The sequence below is a fragment of the Acidobacteriota bacterium genome (genome assembly GCA_016716715.1).
Taxonomy (GTDB): domain Bacteria; phylum Acidobacteriota; class Thermoanaerobaculia; order UBA5066; family UBA5066; genus Fen-183.
Map to the genome: position 1 here is coordinate 42,573 of JADJVE010000013.1, position 18,809 is coordinate 61,381.

At 68.4% G+C, this 18,809-nt stretch carries 13 protein-coding genes (1 of these 13 only partly in view); 7 read left to right on the top strand and 6 right to left on the bottom strand.

The window, feature by feature from the left end; translation table 11 throughout:
• From IPL89_16830 to IPL89_16850, 5 genes are all read left to right on the top strand, one after another.
• Positions 1–11,651, top strand: the 3' portion of a protein-coding gene (locus tag IPL89_16830; protein ID MBK9064831.1) for an Ig-like domain-containing protein. The gene continues 6,511 nt to the left of window position 1, outside the view; the window shows 11,651 of its 18,162 coding nt (coding positions 6,512–18,162); the start codon falls outside the window, past its left edge; the stop codon is at positions 11,649–11,651.
• A 76-nt stretch (positions 11,652–11,727) separates the two neighbouring features.
• Positions 11,728–12,786, top strand: coding sequence for a hypothetical protein (locus IPL89_16835; protein ID MBK9064832.1), 1,059 nt, complete (start codon positions 11,728–11,730; stop codon positions 12,784–12,786).
• Positions 12,783–13,232 (top strand): tetratricopeptide repeat protein, encoded by a 450-nt coding sequence (locus tag IPL89_16840; protein ID MBK9064833.1) that lies wholly within the window; start codon positions 12,783–12,785, stop codon positions 13,230–13,232. Before IPL89_16835 ends, IPL89_16840 begins: the two co-directional genes overlap by 4 nt.
• A gap of 166 nt (positions 13,233–13,398) precedes the next feature.
• Positions 13,399–14,349, top strand: a complete 951-nt coding sequence (locus IPL89_16845; GenBank protein ID MBK9064834.1) for a transposase — start codon at positions 13,399–13,401, stop codon at positions 14,347–14,349.
• Between the two features lie 137 nt (positions 14,350–14,486).
• The gene (locus IPL89_16850) at positions 14,487–14,864 is read left to right on the top strand and encodes a hypothetical protein (GenBank protein ID MBK9064835.1); all 378 of its coding nucleotides are present in this window, start codon (positions 14,487–14,489) and stop codon (positions 14,862–14,864) included.
• A gap of 107 nt (positions 14,865–14,971) precedes the next feature.
• Here the strand turns inward: IPL89_16850 and IPL89_16855 are convergent, their stop codons facing one another.
• On the bottom strand, positions 14,972–15,382 hold the full coding sequence (locus tag IPL89_16855) for a hypothetical protein (protein ID MBK9064836.1): 411 nt from the start codon (positions 15,380–15,382) through the stop codon (positions 14,972–14,974).
• 117 nt (positions 15,383–15,499) lie between these two features.
• Between IPL89_16855 and IPL89_16860 the strand changes: the two genes are divergently transcribed.
• Positions 15,500–15,688: a hypothetical protein gene (locus tag IPL89_16860; protein ID MBK9064837.1), complete on the top strand. Its 189-nt coding sequence runs from the start codon at positions 15,500–15,502 to the stop codon at positions 15,686–15,688.
• Positions 15,689–15,855: 167 nt separating this feature from the next.
• Here the strand turns inward: IPL89_16860 and IPL89_16865 are convergent, their stop codons facing one another.
• The 5 genes from IPL89_16865 to IPL89_16885 all read right to left on the bottom strand — a co-directional run bounded on the left by IPL89_16865 (position 15,856) and on the right by IPL89_16885 (position 18,008).
• On the bottom strand, positions 15,856–16,749 hold the full coding sequence (locus tag IPL89_16865; GenBank protein ID MBK9064838.1) for a DUF2442 domain-containing protein: 894 nt from the start codon (positions 16,747–16,749) through the stop codon (positions 15,856–15,858).
• Between the two features lie 105 nt (positions 16,750–16,854).
• Entirely contained in the window at positions 16,855–17,226 is a 372-nt protein-coding gene (locus IPL89_16870; protein ID MBK9064839.1) for a DoxX family protein, read from the bottom strand.
• A gap of 88 nt (positions 17,227–17,314) precedes the next feature.
• On the bottom strand, positions 17,315–17,533 hold the full coding sequence (locus IPL89_16875) for a hypothetical protein (protein ID MBK9064840.1): 219 nt from the start codon (positions 17,531–17,533) through the stop codon (positions 17,315–17,317).
• Between the two features lie 50 nt (positions 17,534–17,583).
• On the bottom strand, positions 17,584–17,826 hold the full coding sequence (locus IPL89_16880; protein ID MBK9064841.1) for a DUF2442 domain-containing protein: 243 nt from the start codon (positions 17,824–17,826) through the stop codon (positions 17,584–17,586).
• A 5-nt stretch (positions 17,827–17,831) separates the two neighbouring features.
• Entirely contained in the window at positions 17,832–18,008 is a 177-nt protein-coding gene (locus IPL89_16885) for a DUF4160 domain-containing protein (GenBank protein ID MBK9064842.1), read from the bottom strand.
• A gap of 162 nt (positions 18,009–18,170) precedes the next feature.
• Between IPL89_16885 and IPL89_16890 the strand changes: the two genes are divergently transcribed.
• Positions 18,171–18,431, top strand: a complete 261-nt coding sequence (locus tag IPL89_16890; protein ID MBK9064843.1) for a hypothetical protein — start codon at positions 18,171–18,173, stop codon at positions 18,429–18,431.
• Positions 18,432–18,809: the final 378 nt, after the last annotated feature.

Genomic DNA, 18,809 nt, shown 5'->3' on the forward strand with positions numbered 1-18,809 from the left:
TGTTCTTCGTGGGCGGCGGGGGAGATCCCTCGGGCGGCTTCCTCTCCGGGGCCGTGCTGGACGAGGAGTCCGGCAGGCCGCTCTCGTCGGCGGACGTCAAGCTCTATGCATCGGGCGCCGTGCTGCCGGGCGCCGCGCTTCCCGCGCAGGTCACGGCGCCGGTCGCGAGCACCGTGACCGACGGCCGCGGGCGCTTCAGCCTCACGGGCGACATCCCCGCCGGCCGTTACGCGCTCGTCCTCTCGCGCACGGGCTACACGCGGTCGGTGCGGCGCCTCGCGCTCGAGCCCGCCGTCGGCGCGGTGCCGTTCGGCAGCCGCCTGACTCCTCTCGCGGCCCAGGCGCCGTCACTCCTCGTTCCGGGCAGCGGCGGCTCGTTCGCGGGCCCCGCGGGCTCCAACGCGACGGTGGACTTCGCGGCGAACGCGCTGGCGTCCGCGACGAACCTCGGCGTCCGCCTGACGCCGCTCGCGGGCCAGGGCCTGCCCGAGCCGCTGCCGCTCGGCTTCACGCCGCTCGCCGCTGCCGAGCTGCGCCTGATTCCGAACGGCGCGGGCGACGACGCGCTGCCCGAGGGCGCGGGCACGCCGTTCGCGGCCGGCGCCGTCACGCTCACGCTTCCGCTCCCCGCGGGCATCAATCCGTCCGACCTCTTCGCCGCGCGGTACGACGTCGTCGCCGGCGCCTGGCTCGCGCTGCCGCTCCCGGTGTTCGTCGCGGGCAGCGGCGCGAACCCCGATCGCGCGCGTCACGCTCGCGGGCCCCGGCTCCGTCGCGATCATCGCGCCGGACGCGAACCCCGCGACGCGGCCGCCGGTCCTGCCCGTCAGCCTCGACGCGCCGCTCGTGGGCGTGACCTGCCCTCGACGGTGCCGACGCTTACGGCGACCATCGCGCTCGACCCGCTCATCGTCTCGCCCACCGGCCGCGCCACCGCGCGCGTCGTCGCGCGGTCTTCCGACGGGACGACGCCGTGGCCCAGCGGCCTCGCGGTGCAGGGCTACCTCGACGAGAAGCTCATCCTCTCGGCGGCGGGGCGAGCTCCTGCACGAGGCGCCGTTCACAGCCGACCTCGTCCTCTACCATCCGCCGCTCTCCGCGGCCGATCTCGGCGGCACGGCCTCCGGCGCGGCGGGCGCGCTCACGTTCCGCGTGTCACCCAGCCCGCGCGCCGCGCAGGTCCTCCTCGACACGGGCTACGAGAACGTCCGCCTCTTCCCGTTCACGGACCAGCTCGAGCGCGGGCAGGTGCTCGGCCCGGCGGGCGGCTCGGTGACGACGGCGGACGGCGTCGAGCTCGTCGTGCCCGAGAGCGGCCTCGCGCAGAAGACCTTCGTCTCCGCGCGGAAGCTCACCGCCTCCGAGCTGGCGCTCCTGCCGCCTGTCGCGGGTTACACGACCGTCGCGGGCGTGCGCGTCAGCCTCTCGGGTGCGACGCTCGCGCGCGCGGCCACGCTGAAGCTGAACGCGCCTTCGGGCCTCCCCGCCGACGCGGCCGACGACCCGCGCTACGTCCTCGCCGTCTTTGTCGACGCGCCCGACGACGGCCGCGGTGCGTTCGCGAACGCCGTCTCGCGCGTCACGCTCCGCCCGCGGCGGGCGCCGTGCCCGCGAAGCTCGTCGCGGCGCCCGAGGCCTCGGGCTCGCCGCTGCCGTTCCCCGGCGTCGCGGGGGAGGGCGTCTTCCTCTATCTCCACGCGAATGCGCCCGTCGGATTCGTGACCGGCCGCGTCACGTCGCCGAACGGCGCGGGCATCGCGGGCTCGCGCGTCACGGCGGCGGGCCTCGGCACGGCGAACCTCTCCGTGCCCGGCGGCGTCTACGCGGTGCCCGCGCCCGCGGGCGCGCCCACGCTGAACGCGCTTCACCCCACGCTCGGCGTCTCGGGCTCCGGGCAGGTGCCGTCGCTCGTGAAGGGCCAGGTCGCCACGCTCGACCTCGTCCTCACGCCGGTGCCGCCGACGATCCGCGCGCTGCAACCCCTGAACGGGGCGACGGACCAGCCCGTCGGCTCGACCGTGTCGATCGCGTTCAGCGCGGCGCTGGATCCCGCCAGCGTCACGGCGGCGACGCTCTCCGTCTCTCTCGCCGACGCGACGGGCGCGCCGACCGGCCTCGTCTTCAACGGAACGACCGTGCTCTCGCCCGACAGGACGACCGTCGTCTTCACGCCCGCGCGACCGCTCCCGCCCGGCAAGCGCATTGCGGCGCGCTTCACGGGCGGCGTCCGCGACGCGGCCGGCACGCTGTACGGCGGCGCGCTGCCCGTGGACTGGAGCTTCGGGACGTCCACGCAGTTCGTCACGGGCGGGGCCATTCATCCCGAGAAGATCCGGCTGCTCGTCCCTGTGAACGGCGTCGCCCAGATCCTCGGCGCCGACGGCGCGCTCCCGCTCGTCACGGGCGGAACGCCGCCGTGGTCCGTGTGGGCCGACGTCGAGGGCCCGGTCTGCCCGTCGAAGGTCACGCAGCCCGCGAACGCGAACGGCGGCTTCACGGTTAACGCCGGCTGCCCGCCCACCGTCAGCGTCACGATCTCGAGCAAGGTCTGGCTGCACGTCATCGACCCGACCGGCGCCGAAGCAGCGACGTTCAAGCTCGGCCCGTTCGCGACGCCCGACGGCAAGGGCTTCGTGGCGAACCCGGGCGAAGACGCCGTCTTCACGACTTCGGAGGGCGTCGAAGTCACAGCGCCCGCAGGCGCATTCGACGTGCCCACGCTCGTCAAGGTCACGAAGCAGCCGCTGGACTCGCTCAACGTCGCGCTGAACCCCGGCCTCGAGATGGGCGCCGTCCTCAACGTCGACTTCGACGGCACCGCGAAGGAGACGCTGCGCCTCCGGATCCCCGTGACGACGGCCTCGCCCGTCGGCGGCCTCGTCTTCGCGGGCACGCCCATCGATCTTCCGTGGGGAAGGAAGCTCAAGATCCTCGACGTCGGCCGCCTCGTGGACGACGGCAAGGGCGGCAAGCTCATCTCGACGCTCGAGGCGGATCAGCCGGAGGACCCGGCGCTGACGGCGGGCGCGACCCCGGGTTCGAGCGCGGCGGCCGGGCGAACGGCCCTCATCTCGCGGAAGCTCCTGCGAACGATTGCCGCCGAGATGACGGCTCGCGGCTCCGTCGCGTTCGTCTTCGGAACGACGCTGCCTCTCATGGGAGTCACGGGCGCGGTCGTCTCGGGGACGCTCTTCATTCTTTACAACGCGATTGCCGACTCCTTCGTCTTCCAGGCGCTCGCGAACGACTGGAGCGGGCGGTACGTGCTGCCGGCTTACCCGGGTCAGGCGCTCTCGGTGATCAAGCGTGACGTGGCGACGGGCTGGATCCTCGCGCGCCAGGACTACGCGAGTCCCGCGGGCTCGGGCGGCCTCACGAACCTCGGCACGCTCGACGCCGGTCCGGACACGCCGCCCATCCTCGTGGACGCGAGTCCGATCCGCGTCCTGCGCTTCACCGCGCCTCCCGTCGACGCCACCCGGGGGATCGACACGCTGCGCCTCGCGCTCGAAATGGAAGCGCGCGTCGGCTCCGACCGCACGGCGTCCCTCGCCGGCGTGCCGGGGTTCGCGTTCGCGGACGGGACCTCCGTCGACTTCCTCGACTTCACGCAGGCCGCCGCCAAGACGCCGAGCGGCACGGTCTCGGCTCGAGTATTCGTCTCGGGCGGCGCGTTCGCGACGGGGCCGATCGCCGCCCGGCCCGCCGACGACATGTTCGTGTACGTCTCGCCGGGCGAGCTCGACCCGGCCGGAGTCAGCGAGCTCACGCTCACGTTCTCGCGCCGAATCGACAACCCGACCGGCAACGCCGCTGACCTCGTCGCTCTCTGGGACTGCGGCGACGTGGCGCGAGTTCTCTCCGGCTCCGCCCCGTCCTGCCCGGGGGCGAGCGTGAAGGTCGCGGCCACCGCCGATCTTGCGCTGGCAGGCGCGCAGATCGTCGTCCACCTTCCGGGTCGCCTCGCCGAGGGCCGCCAGTACCGTCTGGATCTCGTGGGCGTGAAGTCCGCCCCGAAGGGCATCGCCTATCCGCTCGGCGCGCCTTCGTCGTTCTTCTTCGCGACGCGCCGCACCGGCGATCCGTTCGGCAAGATCGTCACGTCCGCGCTGGGCGACACGAACTCCGCCCGCGACCTTCTGAAGTTCGGCAACCTGCTGCTGGTCGGCTCGGCCACCGGGCGCCTCGTCGCCGTGGACGTGTCCGACCCGAAGAACCCGGCGACGTGGGCGTCCCTCGTGAACGTGGACGCGACCGGGGCCGCGACGAACGCGAAAGCCGATGCGCTGAGGGCGTTCGCGACGGACGGGCACGGCCGCCTCTTCTACAACGTCCAGTTCGGCTCGAGCTGGGCGGTCCGGACGGTGAGGATCGAGGACGTCCGCGAACGTAAGGCTCCGGCTCCCACGACGCCGCTCTTTACGGACCCCGGCTACTTCACGAGCGTCGACGGCGGCGTCCGCACGGCCTTCGCGGCAGGTGCGATCGGCACGCTGCTCGGCGGGGACTACCTTGCGCTCGTCGGAAGCCTGCCGGCGGGAACGCCGTCGTCGATGGAAGTCGTCGTGCGTGACGACGCCGAGCCATCCGCCGGCTCGTACGAGCTGCGCGAGCTCTACGAGCGCCCGGAGCAGCTGAACGCGCCCGACTCCTTCAAGGGTCTCCCGTCGGACCACGGCTTCTACGAATTCGACGTCAGGGTCTACACGATGGGCTACGGCTCGACGCCGGCCGACCACCGCGCGAACCGGGCTTCGGTGTGCGGCGAGCAGCCCTGGGACCGGTACCAGCGAGTCTCGGTCGACAACCTCTCGACGGGGCAGACGTGGTCGGCAGACGTCGAGAACCCCTGGCCGCCGGGCGGCACGGGCGACGGGACCCGCAGGATCCGCATCCGCGGCCGGCTTGGGGACCGGCTGCGCATCCGCTACAACGTCGTCGCGCTCGGCTACCTCTCGATCGTCGGCAGCGGCATCTCGGTCCTCGACCTGAACCGGATGTACCGCAACCCGGGGCCCGTCGCGGCGCAGGCGAACAAGAGCCAGTGCAACCGGCGCGTCGGGAAGTACGAAGGCGAGGACGTCGCGCTGTACGGCGTTTGCCCGGCGCCGAATAGCGCCGGCACGGCGCAGGGCGTGCCGACTCTGAATGGTCTCTCCAACACGCCCGCCCTCGTGGCTCTGCCCGGGCCCGTCAACGTAAACGTCTACTCGGTCCTCACGCACTTCGGTGTCGTCCACGAGAGCGCAAAGCTCACCACGCCGGGCGACCTCTCGATCCCCTCGAAGGTGCCGCTGCAGTTCTGGCAGACGCCCGACGGGGCAACGTGCCTCGGCGAGCGCGCGCCGGCCGGCCTCCGTCCGGCGTACCGCGCGATCGCCTACGCGCGCGACGCCGCGTGGACGGACCTCGGCATCCGCGTCGGGACGGGCGCGGCCTTCAACGGGCCGGCGCTCAAGCCCGTGAAGACGACCGGCGACCTGCTCTTCGTGTCGATGGGCGTTGCGGGCATCCTCTCGATCTCGCTCGGCCCTCTCGCGAACGGCGATCCGATCGGCCGGTACTGGGTCGAGGGGCACTCCGTCTACCGGCTCCAGGCGGACGTCGCGCGCGGCCTTCTCTTTGCGGGCGGCCAGGACAGGAACGGCAACTCGATCGTGGACGTGTGGGATCTCGCGCGTGCGAACGGCGGCCCCACTCCCGCCGGCGTCTTCCCGCCGGCCTCGGGGCAGGCCGTCGACCCGCGCCTGCTCGCGACGCTCTACGTGCCGTGGGACACGAACCACATCGGTCTCGACGAGACCGGCGCGGGCCTCGTCTACACGTGGGGCTACCGGAAGGCGCCGGACGGCAGCGGCGGCGTCGTGACCGAGGAAGGCGCGTTCGTGATGCCCTTCGACGCGCCGTCGATCACGTTCGCGGGCGTGTTCCGCAAGGACACCGCGGCGCCGGCGCCGGGAACGCTCGCTCCGAGCGTTCGCCAGCTCGTCACGAAGCTGGACCCGCTCGGCGTTCCGCTGCGCCTCTCCCCGTTCGATGAGAGGGACACGCCGGCGGACGAGACCTGCTCCGACCTCGACCGCGCGCTGGGCGCGAACTGCCGCACGGCGGCGTTCAAGGTGCGCGTCGCGCTGCCGGGCTCGGCGGCGGGTCGCGCGTTGGGCGCGACGCTCAACGCGAAGGTCCAGAGCCTTCGGGGGCTGCCCGACAAGCGCCTCCTCGCGCAGGAAGACCTCGGCGCCCTCGTCCCGCCGTGCGGCGGCACCGAGCCGTGCGACGGCGGCGCGCATGCGGCGGAATCCGGCTGGCCGGACCGCGACGTGTGGGTGACGCTGCGGCGGATCGGGAAGGGGTACTCGGGTGCGGACATCACGAGCCCCGACGGCCCGACGTCGAACCCCTACGACCTCTACGAATCGGACGAGACGGTAGTCCTCGTCGCGGACCCGCGCGCGCGGTTCGCCTACTGGAAGCCGTATCAGGCACTCGAGGTGAAGTCCGGCAACCCGCCGGACGAACGCCACCAATGCCGGCGCTGCGACCGCCCGCCCACGCTCCCGCAGGACGCGAGCGACACGAGCGTCGTCGAGCTCCTCGCCGGCGGCCCGTACGTCCGGGCGTTCCTCTCGCCGAAGCCGGGCTCGCCCGACGAGCTGGCGACGCGTGCCGCCATCCTGTACTTCAACGGCACGAACTACCCGCCGCCCTCGGGTTACGTCCGCGTGAGCGGCTTCGCCGACGAGGTCCCGTCTGTCACGCAGATCGCGCTCGCCGAGCCGGCGCAGAACCCCGCCGTCTGGACGGCGGAAGCGGGGGCCAGCGTCCGCCTCACGTCCGGAGAGGGCGTCGTCGAGACGCGCGACTTCTCGGCGGCGGCCCGGTCGCTCGGCTTCGCGCTGGACCGCACGTACCGGTCCGGCGTCGCCGGCTACGGCCCGCTCGGCGCCGCCGGCTGGAACGCTTCCCTCTTCGCGCACCTCAGGGAGACCGCTCTCATTCCGCCCGTCCCCGGCGGCAGCTCGTCGTACGTCGACTACCACGACGGCGCCGGTCAGGTATGGCGCTTCGTGGACCCGGGCAAGCCGGTCGATTCCTCGACAACCCCTCCGAGCGACTTCTGCCCGGCCGGCACCGCGCGCGACGGCGGGGAGACGTACTGCACGCCGAAGGGCCTCTACATGCGGCTCGACAAGGTGACGGATGGGACCTTCCGCCTCGTCGGCCGCAACAACGACACGCTGCGCTTCGACCCGGCCGGGCGCCTCACGATGATCTCGGACCGTCACGCGCAGGAAGAGCCCGACAAGAAGGGCAGCAGCGTCCGCCTCTACTACACGCCCGCGGGCGACCTCGTGCGCGTGCAGGACGAGATGGGGCGCGTCTACCGGCTGACGTACTTCGACTCCGCGGATCCTGCGAACGCCGGGCTCCTGAAGAAGATCGAAGACTTCTCCTCTCCCGCGCGGACGGTCACCTTCGAGTACGACCGGCGGCGGCTCTCGAAGGTCACGCTGCCGAAGGTCACGAAGATCCCGCCGGAGCTTGGCATCGTGCCCGGCGATCCGGTGATCCGCTACGGGTACGGGGCCTCCACGAACGCGAACACGGCGCCGCCGCTCCACGGCCCGCTCTGGGGCGGAAAGCTCGAGACCTTCACGCTCCCCGGCGAGACGTCCGAGCGGATCCGGTTCACGTACGACCTGGCGTCGGGGCGCGCGAGCCCGGTCCTCGCGGGCAAGGCGACGACCGTGACGTGGAAGCTCACGGCGACGCCCGCGACCGCGGAGCCCGCGAAGTCGGTCGAGGTGCTCGACCCGAGCGGCCTCCGGACGACGTACACGCTCGACGACAAGGGCCACGTCGCCAACGTCCTCCGCAAGGGCGTCGAGGTGAGCAAGGGCGGAGCGCCCGCGCTCGCCGATCTCAGCGAGTCGTACCTCTATCGCGACGATGGCCGCATCTCTTTCGCGACGCGCGCGGACGGGACGAAGATGGATTACGCGCCTCCGCCGGCCGGGCCTCAGCGCCTCGCCTACCGGATCCCGTCCGTCACCGAGATCGGGAAAGACCCGGACGGCTCGATCACGCGCGGGTTCGAGTACCAGGGCGACGGGCTCGTCGAGAAGATCACCGACCCCGAGGGCCGCACGATCACGCCGGGCGTGCCGGCGGCGGGGCTCAAGGTCGACTCGAAGACGAGCGATGGGCTGAAGAGCTCGACGACGTTCGACGACTTCGGCCGGCCGAAGACCTACGAGGGCGGCGCGGGCACGAAGGGGGAGACGACCTACCTCGACGACGCGCTCGGCGTCAAGGGCGGAGGGTTCCCGCTCGAGGTCGTCAAGGGAGACAAGCCCTCCGGCAAGTACGCCGGCGCCACGTTCGAGAGGGACGAGCGCGGCAACCCGACCGAGATTCGCGAGTCGTCGGGCGCGGTCACGAAGATCGACTACGACGAGTGGGACCGGCCCGTGCACGAGGACTTCGGCAGGGGAGGCGAGCAGGAAGCGCCGGGCGAGGTCTTCCGGGGCTTCGACACGGCCGGCCGCCTCAAGAAGGAGATCCGCACCCAGCTCAACGCCGGAAACGTGACGACGACGTGGGAGTACAACGACCGCGATCAGGTCACGGAGATCAAGCGCGACCACGTTGCCAGCGCCACGCCGTTCGCGGCGCCGGACGCCACGTCGACGACGAAGTTCACGTACGACGTGACGAGCGGGTTCCTCAAGTCCGTCTCGACCGACCAGGGGACGACGACGACCTACCGGTTCGAGAGCGCGGGGCGGCTCGCCGAGGTCACGCCGGACGGCTCGGGCGCGCGCCAGTTCGGGTACGACGAAATGGGCCGGCCGACGTACGTCTTCGACGGGGACAAGGGCACGTGGAACGGCAGTTACGACTCGTTCGGACGGCTGGCCGGCGAGACTCTGCCCACGGGCGGCATCGTCACGCGCACGTTCGACAACGCGGGGGGCCTCAAGACGGCGAAGCTCGCGGACGGCCTCGGAGCCGTCCTCTCGGAGATTCCCTCCGCCGAGGTGACGAGCTGGGGTGCGCTGAAGAACCTCGAGCGCCGGGTGACGGCGGGCACCTCGCTCCTCATGACGCGCGAGCTCGACGCCGAGGGGCGGCTCACGCTGCAGAAGTCGGACGACCGCAAGGACCTCGAGATGAGGTTCGAAGATGGCACTGACCGGCCCGCCTTCGTCGGCGACGCCGTGAACGGGCTCACGCTCGGCTACGGGAGCGCCGCGACCGCGTGGCCGAAGTCCCTGACGTACGGCGTCGCCGTGGACCCTTCGAAGGCCGCGGTGCCGACGGTGATCAGCACCCTGAAGCACGACACGCTGGGGCGCGTCGTCGAGGACCTGCGCGACGACGGCACACTCCGGACCGCGCGCTTCGACGAAGAGGGCCGCCCCGTCGAAACCACCGACGGTGCCTCGGCGACGCAGCTTCGCTGGGACTCGCGGGGAGCGCTCGTCCAGCTGATTCGTCCCGCCGGCCAGGGTGCGACCGGCCTCGGGTACGACCACGACGGGCGATTGACGGCGAAGAAGACGGATGCGGGCGGCGCGTCGTTCCAGTCGACATACGACTACTACGCGCCCGGGGGGAGTTACGCCGGCCTGCTCAGGACCTTCGCCCGGACGGACGGCCCGACGCTCACGGTAAAGGAGTACTACCCGGACGACATGGCGAAGACCGTGTCGCTGAGCGACGGATCCACCGCGAAGTTCGAGTACGACGACGCGAACCGCCTGACGAAGACGACTGTGAACGGCGGGTCTTCCGTGCCCGGCGGCGCTCTCTACGCGTGGGATGCCGCCTCGCGGATGCGGGGCGCGTCCCGCCTCATGCCGAACGGAATCGACGTCGACCCGTCGGCCGCCGTCGTCCCGGGCGCGTACGACTTCGCGGGGCGACCGCACTCCGAGACCGTCGGCTCGCGCCCCGCGCTCACGCGCGACTACGACCTTCTCGGCGGCGTCACGTCGCTGGGGCTGCCGCTCGGCGTTGGCGCCGCGCGCCCGTTCGGCTACACCCGCGCGTTCGAGCCCGTCACGCATCGCCTCGCATCGGTCACCGGCACCGGCGACGCGCCGCCGCCCGGCGGCGTCGCGCCGTCCCTCCTCGGCGCTTCGTGGGCATGGGTGGGCGACGACCGCGTCCTCGGAGTCACGTCCAACGGCCCGCTCCACGCCGCGCACCGCTTCGGGTACGTCGGCGGCCCGGGCGGACCGGACGGCTCCGTGCCCGGCGCCGCGAAGTGGAAGCTCGGCACGCTCACGGTCGGCACGGACCCGGGCGCGAAGAACCTCCTGCCGTTCGGCGATCCCCTCGCGCCGGGCTCGGCCCCGTGGGGCCAGTTCGCGTATGGCTACAATTCCTCCATCACGGGAGACGGCACGAAGCTCGGCCGCAGGGTGACGGGCGTGGGGCTTGCGGGCCTCCTGGCCGGGTCCCTGCTCTCGAACCTCGGCTACGCCTACGGGCTCGACGCGTCCAAGCGCCTCACGACGGCGTACGCCGGGCCGGGCAGCGTCACGGGCGCCGACGCGGCGGCCGCCATCGCCGCCTTCGAGCGCTTCAAATACGAGTACGGCTCGGCCGACCAGCTCCAGAAGGAAAACCCGCGAGGTCGATGGCCGCAGCGTCGGCTACGAAACCGGCGGCGACGGCCGGCCCGACTCGCGCCAGCTCGACGCGGGACCCAAGTCCTTCTTCCTCTACGACGCGCTCAAGCGCCGCACGGGCGACGACCGATTCACCTTCACCTGGCACTACGACGGCAAGATCGCAACGGCCGTCGTCATGGACTGCTGGCCCATCGAGCACGGCGAATCGCAGGGTCCCGCCTGCGCGGCGGGCTTCACGCGGCCGGCCCAGGCCGGCCACAAGCTCGTCTTCTCGTACGACGCCCTCTCGCGCCTCCTCACGCGCACCCACCTCGGAGTTCTCCCGTCCGGCGAGACCGACGACAGCAAGCGCCCCTTCATCGAAACCCGCGAGTACCTCTTCGACGGCAACACCCTCCTCGCGGAAGTCGCCAAGGCCCAGGACGGCGCCATCCGCTGGAGAAAGACCTACGTCCCCGGCGCCGACCTCCACGACCACGTCCAGGTCAGGGTCGAGACCTACGACGCCGCCCAGAACCTCGTCACCGACCGCCTCTACGCTTACATAAGAGACGAGCAGGGCACCGTCCTCGCGCTGGCGGACGAAGCCAGCGACCCGACGCACCCGTCCATCCCCATCCGCTACCTCTACACCCCGTACGGCAACGCGCACGCCGAGACAGGGCCGGAGCTTCGGAAGGGGAGCTACGGGTTCGGGATCACGAGCGTCAAGGACGCGAGTGCTGCGACGAAGACGCAGACGGCGACGGGGACGCTGCCCGGCGGCGTCCGGCTGAGCTTCGGGATCGACGTCGATGCGGGGACGTTCGGAGGGATTCTCTTAGAAAGAAAAGAAACGAATGGCACGTGGACGACACTCGGCGCAGGGGATGTCGCGCTGGGCAGGGCCCCCGATGCGGCGAACAGCGACGTCGACGTTCTGCCGCTGAATGGGTTTGCGTTCGCGACGAGCTACCGAATCCGGACGACGGCAGCTCTGAAGGACGTTCTTGGCAGAACGCTGGCTGACCCGAAAGTCCTCGAACTCCCGCAAACGCCGCCGGTCATCGCACCGGGCGACATCGGCGCGAGCAGCTACGAATACGTGAGGACGTTCGCAGTCGAGTACGACAGCCTCGAGGCCTTCTCGAACGACGCCAACGGCCTCTTCCCCGGCGGCCAGCCGATGGGGTTCCAAGGGCAGTACACGGATCCGGTACTGGGGTTCCTGCTCACGCCGAATCGCGTCTATGACGCGAGGAACGGGGTTTGGCTCTCCCAGGATCCCATGGAAGACCGCGACTCCCCGAACCTCTACGGCTTCGTCGGTGGAAGGCCACACGAGAAGACGGATCCGTTAGGGCTCAGGGCATTGAACCAGGCCGACAAGGACTACATCCGGCAGCTGAATGAGTTGAACCGCGAGCTTCGCGGCGAATACGCAAGGGCTGGAACCTTCCGTGGGGCGAAGATCTCTCAGAGCGAGTACGAACACGGTTTGGCTGACGTGACGGCCATGAGGGACACCTATATCAATGCGGTCTGGGATGCGGCCGATGGGCAAGCAATCAGGTCCGACGACGTCCCCATGTCGTTCTGGGACCCGCGAAAGATCACGAAGTACCGGCCCCAGCCGACCGAGGAGCAAATCGAGGAAGGGAATCGGTCGGCCTATAAGTGGGTCTTCTGGACGAACGTTGTGCCGAACCAGATTGCGATCTTCGCGTCGCCTCATGTCGTGAATGCGGGCCCGCGGATGGTCGAGCAGCAGCAGGCGTTGAGGCCCCCGGGCGAAATGCCGAAGCGGCGGCACTACATGGGTGACACGCCAGGAAAGGGCAGTGCTACTGGGCAGGAAGTGCTTGAGAGGATGGCGGCCGCAGGCCGCGTGAGGACCGGGCCGAGCGGTGGTATGGAGATTCAAGGGTCCGATGGCGCGTGGGTGCCGATCGAGCAGACGGACATGAGCCATATCGAAGGTGCGGTGACCTGGTGGAATCGGGAGGGCTACAGGTACGGGCCGCGCGCACCAGAAGTGCGCCAGTGGATGCGCGATCCGAACAACTATGAGCTGGAGCCGAGCGGGCCCAACCGGGCGCGCGGCGGACAAACGCGCGAACGCTATCGGCCTCCGGCACCTCTGCCCGGCGAGTCTGAGGAATGAGCGACACGCTGGACGATCGGATTCACTCGGAAGTGACGCGCCTCAGTGAACAGGGGAACGCGGCGAGTGAGGCCGGGGACTACGAGAAGAGCCTGGCGCTATTTCGGCAAGCGCTCAAGCTCCTACCGAAGCCGATTCAGCGGTGGGATGCCGGTGGTTGGCTGATGACAGCCATCGGCGATACCCATTTCCTAAAGGGCGACTACGCCGCTGCAGCAAGTGCGCTCAAGGAGGCGCTGGAGTTTCCGAAAACGCTTGGAAATCCCTTCGTGCATCTACGGCTCGGTGAGAGCGTGTACGAACTCGGGGAGAGTGCTCGAGCGGCTGACGAGCTCACGCGGGCCTACATGGGAGGGGGCGAGGAGCTTTTCGACGGTGAAGATCCAAAGTATTTTCGTTTCTTGAAGACCAAGATACGCACCGAGCTGCCGAAGTCGAAGCGATGATAAGTGGACGATCTCGCGCCCCGCGGCGCTCCGGCGGAAGTGGTGGAGGAGCCGGGCGCTCAGCAGCGCGCGTGCCCGTGGGCCCTTCCCCGGCCCTTCCCTGGGCACGGAGTGGATTGGGAGTGGATTGGGGTCAGGTCTCGATTTTCTATTATAATCTTCGTCAATGACTCGCCCACTCCGACTCGAGCATGCCGGCGCCGTCTGGCACGTGACTTCGCGCGGTAATGAGCGGAAAGAACTGTTCCGCGGCCAGGCGGATTGCGAGAGATTCATCTCAATTCTCGCTCGGACGGTGACGCTCTTTCAGTGGCGGCTGCATGCATACGTGCTGATGGGCAACCACTACCACCTTCTGCTCGAAACGCCCGCCCCGACACTCTCGCGCGGGATGCGCCAACTGAACGGCATCTACACCCAGGCCTTCAATCGCCGCCACCGCCGCGCCGGGCACCTTCTTCAGGGTCGTTTCAAGGCGATCCTCGTGGAAAAGGAGGCCCATCTCCTCGAGCTGTGTCGATACGTCGTGCTGAACCCCGTGCGAGCGGGTCTGGTGCGATCCGCTCGGGACTGGAAATGGAGCAGCTACCGGGCGACCTCGGCAGAAGAACCCGCGCCTGAATGGCTCGAAACCCGCTGGACGCTCCGCAACTTCGGTCGCGAGACGTCGCAGGCCGTGCGGCGCTACCGGAAGTTCGTCGCGGAGGGCGTCGGCGCAGCCGAGTCGCCATGGCAGGCCGTGCGAGCACAGGTCTACCTGGGCGGAGACGAATTCCTCGAGGAGGTGCGGCAGCGCCTGAAGGCACGCCCAATGGCGAAGGGGATCCCTCGCCGTCAGGTGGAACCGCTCGAGGTAGATCCCCTTGTGGCGGCGACGGCCGTGGCAAAAGTCCTTGGAAGCGGGCTCGAGGAGATGAAGCGGAGGCCGCGAGTTCTCATTCGAGAGCGGCGTCTTACGGCCTGGGCTCTCAAGAGCTTCGGGATGGTGCCGCTGGACGGAATCGGAAAGGCGCTTGGAGTGGGAGTCGCGCAGGCTTCGGCGCTGGCGGCCGCCGGGGACACCGAAACCCTCACCGCTTCGCTCCGTGACAGGATCGAGAAGGCGGTGAGGGAGTGAGAATAGAAAATTGAGACCTGACCCCGATACGATGACCGTTTTCAATCGGACATTCCCGTGATGCTGTCGCGAGGGCAGGCTATGACTCGGAGAGTCGGGCGAGTCTTGGAGAGTTCTTGCATGGGTTCTTTGTGGAGATGTGTGACTGGGAGACGGTCTCAGCGAAGCTGTTCGCGCGCGCGCGGATGTCCCCCAGCGAGGCGGACCCAGCTCGGCTTAGGGAGGCTCAAGAGCAGGCCCGAGCTGCATTGGGAGAGATCTTTCTAAGGTATTGCAGCAAGGTAGAGGCTCGACGCGGGCTTGCGTACTCCACACCGCCCGGCTACAACCCGCAAACCGAGGTCATTATCGAAGCCACCGAGCTAGGGAAGACGGTACGTGTGGTTACCGGCAGTGAGGGGCCGTTGATGAAGAGATTCGTCTATACGGTAGAGCGAACACAAGACGGATGGAGACTGTTGGATAACCGTAAGTGGATTGACTCTCAGGGCAAGGAACATCCGTGGAGTCTATGAGAGGGGATTCCCCTTCCGGGGTCGCGGGGGTCAAGTCTTGCAGCTACAGTGATCGCAGCGCTTGAACACGCGCTCGGGCGAATCGAAGCTCTGATCGACCGCCTCCGTCACGACGGCGCCGCCGCCCGCGGCACGTACTCGCGCATCTGGTGATAGAGCGGCGTCAGCGTCGCGATCGTGCAGGTGTTCGGACCGAGGTCGTACGTCGTCTCGAAGTCCTCGTAGCTGCGGGCGCGCCAGAGGCGGCCCTGCGGGTCGATGACGAGCGAGTGCCCCACGCCGCCGCGGAAGACGTGCGATCCGTCCGTGCCGCGATAGACCGTGCACGTCCACGGGTGGTCCGGGGCCGTCGCGGCGATGAACGCCTCGATCTCCTTCGTGCGCCTCTCGAGGAGAGCCGCGCGCTCGGCGACGGGAGCCCTCAGCGTCTCGGCGATCGCGTCGCTGAGCGGCTTCTCGCCGGGCGCGATCAGGACGCCCGACCGGAGGTCGTCGACGGGTGGGGTGGAATTCGTCATCGGGCGGGCCCAGTCTCGGGGTGATGAGGGTCAGCTCGCAATTATCCATGAGACGGTGGGCTCCTTGATCCCAAAGGGAATTGAACTGCAGCGCTCCGTGCCTCAAAATGTTGCTGGATGGCTGCCACGGACGACCCTGTGCCCTTCGACGAGACCGCGGTGACGCGCGTCCGCCGCAGGTGCTTCTTCTGCGAATCGGAGAAGTCCGACGAGTGGAAGTTCCTCGAGAGGCTTAACGCGTTCGTCTGCAAGGACTGCAAGGAACGCCTCGAGAAGGCGTCCGCCGAGGAACGAAAGAGCAGTTAGTTCGGCGGGGGAGATGGGTCTCCCCCTATCGTGCCTTTGCGCCTACGCTTGCGCCGCGGCGACGACGGGCGGATTGCGTCGCGCGAACACGTGCTCGGGCAATCTAAGCTCCGAACGGCCAGCTCCGTCACGATGGCGTGACGTCCGCAACTGCCGCACGGATGTCTTCAGCCGCTCGCGTGCGTTGGTCGTACTCCCGTGCGCTCCATCGCCGCTGAAGGCCAGCCTTGTGCGGCTTGCACAACCCGCAGGCGCGTCGCTTCTTCTTTGAGTTCTTCCTCATGTCGTGTTGCCCTTGGAATCCGGCGAAAACACGGGCCTGGCGCAAGGCAGCTCGGACTCGATCTCTGCTTGTGTGAAGTGCGGGGCGTGGCGACCCGATAGGTCTTCCCTCTCCGGGAAAACGCAACAACGTAGTCGCCGGCGCGGACATCGGACTTCAGCACCCCAACCGCTCGCTGGACGAGGCTCCCGAGTCCGTCATCCAGCCAGATCTCGCCATCGGCGCGGGAAGCGCGGATCACCAGCCGGTGAAACTTCTTCGCACGACGTCGCGAGGGTCTTGTGGCTAGGCCGGTCGTGGCGGAGGCCTGCGTGGGGAACTGCATGCGCGCGTCCAGGAGGCGCGCCACGCTGACGTCTTCATCGAGCGCTTCCCATCGGATGCCCTCTCCGGCGCCCAGTAGCGTCCAGGCCGCCCGTTGCCGGGGCAGTGCCGATTGAAGCCGCGGGAACCATGCGAGAGGGGCTGTAATCGTCCGACCGTCTGCAAGTGCCACCACGAGCGATGACGCGGTACAGGAGGCCGATGCAGCTAGCGCCTTCGAAGATCGGCGTGGAGACTCTGCGGGAGGAGAGAGTAGGCGCCGGCGCGTCTCGGCTGACAGACGTATCGAACGGAAGCAGCTTTTCGGGTACGCGTAGGGCTCTCCGGATTCGTCCACGACCAATGCGTAGCCGGTTGGACTCGACGTCGGCGCGGTGTGAACTCGATAGACCTTGCCGATCTCGAGAGAAGCCGCGTAGCCGCCGTGGTCGATGCAGATGACGAATCGATCCATGTCGCCAGCAGTCGCTGATGTGCGCGCCTTCTGATACTCACCCCGAACGCCGCGAGTGAAGTCGTAGTGCTTTTTCATCCTGGTGCCTACTTGGAAGCACGGCGGTCAGAATATCGGATTCAGAACCTTCCGGCCGTACGCGATGAACGCCATGAGGAAGCCCAGAACGCCACTGAAGACCATGGGCGCCACCTCGCGGTACTTGACGTGCACCGCGACGAACACGAGGCTCTCGAAAGCTAAGACCGTGGCAGCCAGGATCGTCAGCGACGGCTGCCAATGGAACGCGGCGGGGACGATGAGGCCGACCGTGCAGACGAGCTCCAGGATGCCCAGGGCCATCCAGACTCTTCGCGGCAACGCGCCAAAGGATGGGACGTCGTGGCTTACCTTGTCGAACATGAAGACCTTCATGACGCCCGACGCTCCGTACAGAAGCGCGGCGAGGATCTGCAAGACCCACAACAGCACGTTCATCGTGATCCCCGCGGCCTTCGCCCCAGCCTGACGACGGATGTTCCAAACCCCTCGAGTGCCTTACGGAAGGCGGCGGTAGTACGCGACCTCACCGGGGCTTCGGGTCGAGTTCCTGAGTGTGGCCGGAGCGATGCTCGGCGAGCGCCGCATCAGCGAGCCGCTCGAGCGTGGAGCTGGAACGAGAGAAGGACTCGGTCCAGCGCGCCTCATCCTCGAGCTCGGCGAGCAGCCACGAAGCCACTTCCTCCTGCTGGGGAGGAGGGAGCTTTGAGATTTCTGCGAGGGCCTTTTCGAGAAGCGCTGTCATGACTTTACGGCGCACGATTCTACTCCCTCTGAGTCCGCTGCAATGAGGTGTTAGGCGTGCACTCGTACCTGGGAATGGAGGAACTCTGGGGCAAGATCGGCGCCGTTGGGCCAGGAAATGGTGTGAAGCTCCGGGTTGACTTGGACTCTCTTGAACTGCTCGACATCACGGAGGGGCTCGAACACTGGGCCCCAGAGTTCGCTAGAGAGATCGATTTCTCCAGCCGTGCCATAGCTGAAACGAAGCCAAAGCGTGTAGCCGGCAACGTAACGCACTTCGAGAACACGAAACATGACGACTACTCCAGCGGAGGGATGGGCTTGAGGCGTTCGTGTTGGCGCGCGAGGTTCCAGTCCTCGAGCAGGATGCCGACCGTAATTCCATACTCGCCATAGGTGGCGTGGAAATGAGGCGGGTCGTGTTCGCGATAGAGAATCGCGATGACGATGCCGAGGAAGCGGCTGATCTCAGGCACACGCTAGAGTTTACCCTTTGCACGCCTAACGATATCGAGTTCAGCGGCGAGAAGGAAGGAGCGCAGCGACTGACGCCGAGTCCGCTGCAATGAGGTGTTAGGCGTCCGCGGTCAGGCCGCTAGGTAGCCAGTGATAAGGCGAGCCAACACTCTCGCGTTGCCGTGCGGGTCGAGGCCAAGGTGAAAGGCCTGATCGACCTGGGAAGAGGACGTGAACTCGCGAAGATCGGAATCGGGCCGCGAGGAGTGTTCGAGTACGCGGACGTCAGTCCCCGCGAGGATGAAGTCAAGCAGGACGATCTGGTCGTCGTGATCGGCGAAGAAGTCCATGAGGGTGCAAGGGAGTTCGGACGCCTAACGATATCGAGTTCACCGGCGAGAAGGAAGGAGCGCCAGCGACTGACGCCGAGTCCGGTGCAATGAGGTGTTAGGCGGCTATGGCCGTGGTGTGGGTGTGAAGGCGGAGAAGCGCAGTGACTCGAGAAGGCGCTCAACGGGAAGCGCTTCGCCCGATCTTGACGGTTGGACACAGCACGCATGAAGCACCGCTGTGCGGCCGTCATTCGCATAGATAAGAGCGCGAAGGGTTGGCTCGACGCCGGCGTTTCCGCCGTTCTTGAAGTAGGAGCCAATTAGCGGGTCGCCGACAACCGCCGACCACGTTTCGCCCTGAACAGATCTCGCGTCTGACTCCACGCCCATCCGGCCATGAACCAACCAGTTGCCGTCACGTTCCTCGAAGCCAGCCAACGCTGCGACCCGGGAGCGCGGTAGGGCATATACGGTGAAACCTACAGGGTA

What these genes read in the sequence shown, in the direction of transcription:
- IPL89_16840 (MBK9064833.1), top strand. Translation starts at nt 12,783, where the DNA reads ATGAGCGACACGCTGGACGATCGGATTCACTCGGAAGTGACGCGCCTC.
- IPL89_16845 (MBK9064834.1), top strand. Translation starts at nt 13,399, where the DNA reads ATGACTCGCCCACTCCGACTCGAGCATGCCGGCGCCGTCTGGCACGTG.
- IPL89_16850 (MBK9064835.1), top strand. Translation starts at nt 14,487, where the DNA reads ATGTGTGACTGGGAGACGGTCTCAGCGAAGCTGTTCGCGCGCGCGCGG.
- IPL89_16855 (MBK9064836.1), bottom strand. Translation starts at nt 15,382, where the DNA reads ATGACGAATTCCACCCCACCCGTCGACGACCTCCGGTCGGGCGTCCTG.
- IPL89_16860 (MBK9064837.1), top strand. Translation starts at nt 15,500, where the DNA reads ATGGCTGCCACGGACGACCCTGTGCCCTTCGACGAGACCGCGGTGACG.
- IPL89_16865 (MBK9064838.1), bottom strand. Translation starts at nt 16,749, where the DNA reads ATGGATCGATTCGTCATCTGCATCGACCACGGCGGCTACGCGGCTTCT.
- IPL89_16870 (MBK9064839.1), bottom strand. Translation starts at nt 17,226, where the DNA reads ATGAACGTGCTGTTGTGGGTCTTGCAGATCCTCGCCGCGCTTCTGTAC.
- IPL89_16875 (MBK9064840.1), bottom strand. Translation starts at nt 17,533, where the DNA reads ATGACAGCGCTTCTCGAAAAGGCCCTCGCAGAAATCTCAAAGCTCCCT.
- IPL89_16880 (MBK9064841.1), bottom strand. Translation starts at nt 17,826, where the DNA reads ATGTTTCGTGTTCTCGAAGTGCGTTACGTTGCCGGCTACACGCTTTGG.